The 2,955-nt window shown below is 36.6% G+C and carries 3 protein-coding genes; 1 reads left to right on the top strand and 2 read right to left on the bottom strand.

Annotated features, from left to right (window positions below; all coding sequences use genetic code 11):
• A partial coding sequence (locus ABF638_RS37450) for an ATP-binding protein (RefSeq protein WP_435027796.1) occupies nucleotides 1–1,721 on the top strand: 1,721 nt, incomplete at its 5' end.
• A 188-nt stretch (nucleotides 1,722–1,909) separates the two neighbouring features.
• Here the strand turns inward: ABF638_RS37450 and ABF638_RS37455 are convergent.
• Both ABF638_RS37455 and ABF638_RS37460 read right to left on the bottom strand, forming a co-directional pair.
• Entirely contained in the window at nucleotides 1,910–2,500 is a 591-nt protein-coding gene (locus ABF638_RS37455) for a Uma2 family endonuclease (RefSeq protein WP_435027797.1), read from the bottom strand.
• Nucleotides 2,501–2,543: 43 nt separating this feature from the next.
• Nucleotides 2,544–2,651 (bottom strand): DUF2087 domain-containing protein, encoded by a 108-nt coding sequence (locus tag ABF638_RS37460; protein WP_435027798.1) that lies wholly within the window; start codon nucleotides 2,649–2,651, stop codon nucleotides 2,544–2,546.
• Nucleotides 2,652–2,955: the final 304 nt, after the last annotated feature.

Below are 2,955 nucleotides of genomic sequence, written 5' to 3' on the forward strand. Positions count from 1 at the left end.
TTAACATATTTTGGGCTGTTTTTATCGGATTTTTCTTAACATTCAACACTTTTGGGATTAAGGTAATTGATACTCAGGGTAATGTCCTCGTAGATTTACGAAATAACTCTTTAAGTCAAGCCAATTTCTTAGACGAAGTAGTTACCAGCACTGCTAGTAGAGGAGCGCATTTAGTCGATTTAGTAGATGTAGAAAGCAAACAACAAGTTCTCGAAGTGGTCACAAATGGAATCAAATCATCAGCAGGACTTTTGGGAGGAATTATCATTGGTAAATTAGTAGACGATACTCTAATACAAAAAATTGCTGAGGGTTCCTCAAAACAACTGATTGTCCACAGAGAAAATCGTGTAATTGCAACAACCTTGTTGGTAGCCAAAGATGGAACTTGGGAATTTCCTAATCCTAATTTACCTGCTAAACAAATCACTATTGATCACAAAAACTATTTAGCTAAAAGCATCATATTTAGAGGAGTAAGTCAGTCTTTAACAACCACAGTGTTGTATCCTACCTCGCTTCTAGAGGTTGCCCAATGGAACTTATGGACGCATCTAGGATTGTTGTTTTTGTCGGGAAGCAGTATTGTGGCAGTTATTGGGTTTTTAATTGCACAAACTATTACTCGTCATCTGCAAGCTGTTACACAAGTGGCACAACGAGTCACCCAAGAATCTAATTTTGATCTGCAAGCTCCTGTAACGACTCAAGATGAGGTGGGAATCTTAGCGATTGCTTTTAACCAGTTAATTCAACAAGTAAAGCGACTATTAGCAGAACAATATGAGGCGAAACAAAAGTTAGAGTTTTATAGCCAAACACTAGAAGAAAAAATAGAAGAACGAACCCAAGCACTACGACAAAAAAATATTGCTCTCAAGGAAACTTTACAAGAACTTAGGCATACCCAGTCTCAATTAATCCAGAATGAAAAAATGTCTTCCTTGGGGCAATTAGTTGCTGGTATTGCTCATGAAATCAACAACCCAGTTAATTTTATCTACGGCAATCTTAAGCATACTGATGATTACACACAACAGTTGTTGTGGTTACTTCAACTTTATCAAAAACATTATCCCTACCCAGAAACAGAAATTCAAAAAGCTAAAGAAGAAGCTGATATTGAATATTTAACAGAAGATTTGCCTAAAATGTTGACTTCCATGAAGATTGGAGCCAGTCGCATCCGGGAAATTGTCCTTAGTTTACGAATATTTTCTCGTTTGGATGAAGCCGAGTTTAAAACTGCTGATATCCATGAAGGGATTGACAGCACTCTATTAATTTTACAACACCGGATTAAATCCCAAAGCGATCGCCCTCAAATCACAGTGATTAAAGAGTATGCTGACATCCCTAAAATTCAGTGCTTTGCAGGACAATTGAATCAAGTATTTATGAACATCTTGGCAAATGCTATTGATGCTTTAGAAGAGGCTTTTCAAAATGGGCTTTGTTCAGACCCGATAATTCGTATTTCTTCAGTGCAGGTGAATGAAAATGTAGTTATTCAGATTGCTGATAATGGCACAGGGATTCCAGAAGCAATCCAATCACATCTATTTGACCCCTTTTTCACCACTAAACCTGTTGGCAAAGGTACTGGTATGGGATTATCAATTAGCTACCAAATTATTACTGAAAAACATGGTGGCTCGTTACAGTGCGTTTCATTACCGGGACAGGGCGCAGAGTTTATAATTACAATCCCAATTCGATAGTTGATTTGGGATAATAGTTCTATAAAATTTCTTTTTTCAACATTTTTGAGGGTTCTAAGTCCCTGGCTTATAACAAGCGACAAGTTTTGAGGTGGGATTAAAATCCCCAGACGCTCACGGACTTGCTAATGCAAAACTTAATTACAAATTACGAATTACGAATTACGAATTACGAATTACGAATTATTTTAATCTTCGTTATTTTCTGCAAAATTGATTTGTTCGTAAAGGTCGCGCAATTCAATTTGAAAATCAACCGTTTGCAGTGATAAAGTTGCAGATTCATGTTCAAGTTCAGTGAATGACCATTGATTTTTCGCAGTTTTTACATAGTGCATCACGTGATACTGATATTGGTCAATTAAAATATATTCCTTGAATTCGGGAATAGAACGATAATAAAGAAACTTATCGCCTTGGTCATAATTTTTAGTCGATTTAGATAAAACTTCAGCAATTAACATCGGGTTCATAACTGTTGTTGTGCTAGTTCCCGTATAAATAGGTTGTCCTTCAATCACCATTACATCAGGATATGTATGCTGCCGATAACGGGGTATCCATAAACGTACATCACCAATATAAACATCATATTTCTTGCCTCTCAAACCAAACTTCAAATAAGCATAAAAGTTGCCTGCAATTTTATTATGATTTGTAGTGCCACCCGTCATTGGTACAATTTCTCCATCACGGTATTCGCTTTTATATTCTGCCTTTTCTTCAAGTTCTAAATACTCTTCAGGTGTGTAATAGAATTTTTTGGTTTCTAACTGCATAAAAATACAACCTATGATTGTGGGATTTGCTCATCTTTTATATTTATGTTGTACGCCAATAAATCCCATTTTCTCGCTGCATTAACTGGCAAGCAATCAACTCCCGTCGCAGTGTGGCGCAGTCTAAGATGGTAGCGTTTGAGAATATCATTTACCAAACTTTCAGGGTAGTTGACTCCTACATCAAACTAGTTTGCTAACCACTTAAGAATAACTAGACGCTTTTTCCGACTAGTAGTCTGTCAAATTCATTTTGACGGTTAGACGCGGTTAGAGAGACGCGATAAATCGCCGTCTCTACAGGGAATTTATCTATCAATTATTTATTGACAGACTACTAGTAGGAATTTCTTTGAGGAGGTGGTTGCATAACTAACTTCTAATTAGATAGATGTCTAATTAGAAGTATATCTAATTGAAAAGCTAAGATCCCCGACTTCTTTAAGAAGTCGGGG

This window comes from Nostoc sp. CALU 1950, from assembly GCF_051172895.1.
Classification (GTDB): Bacteria; Cyanobacteriota; Cyanobacteriia; order Cyanobacteriales; family Nostocaceae; genus Nostoc; species Nostoc edaphicum_A.

Coding starts and splice junctions, on each gene's coding strand:
- ABF638_RS37455 (WP_435027797.1), bottom strand. CDS start 2,500: ATGCAGTTAGAAACCAAAAAATTCTATTACACACCTGAAGAGTATTTA.
- ABF638_RS37460 (WP_435027798.1), bottom strand. CDS start 2,651: ATGATATTCTCAAACGCTACCATCTTAGACTGCGCCACACTGCGACGG.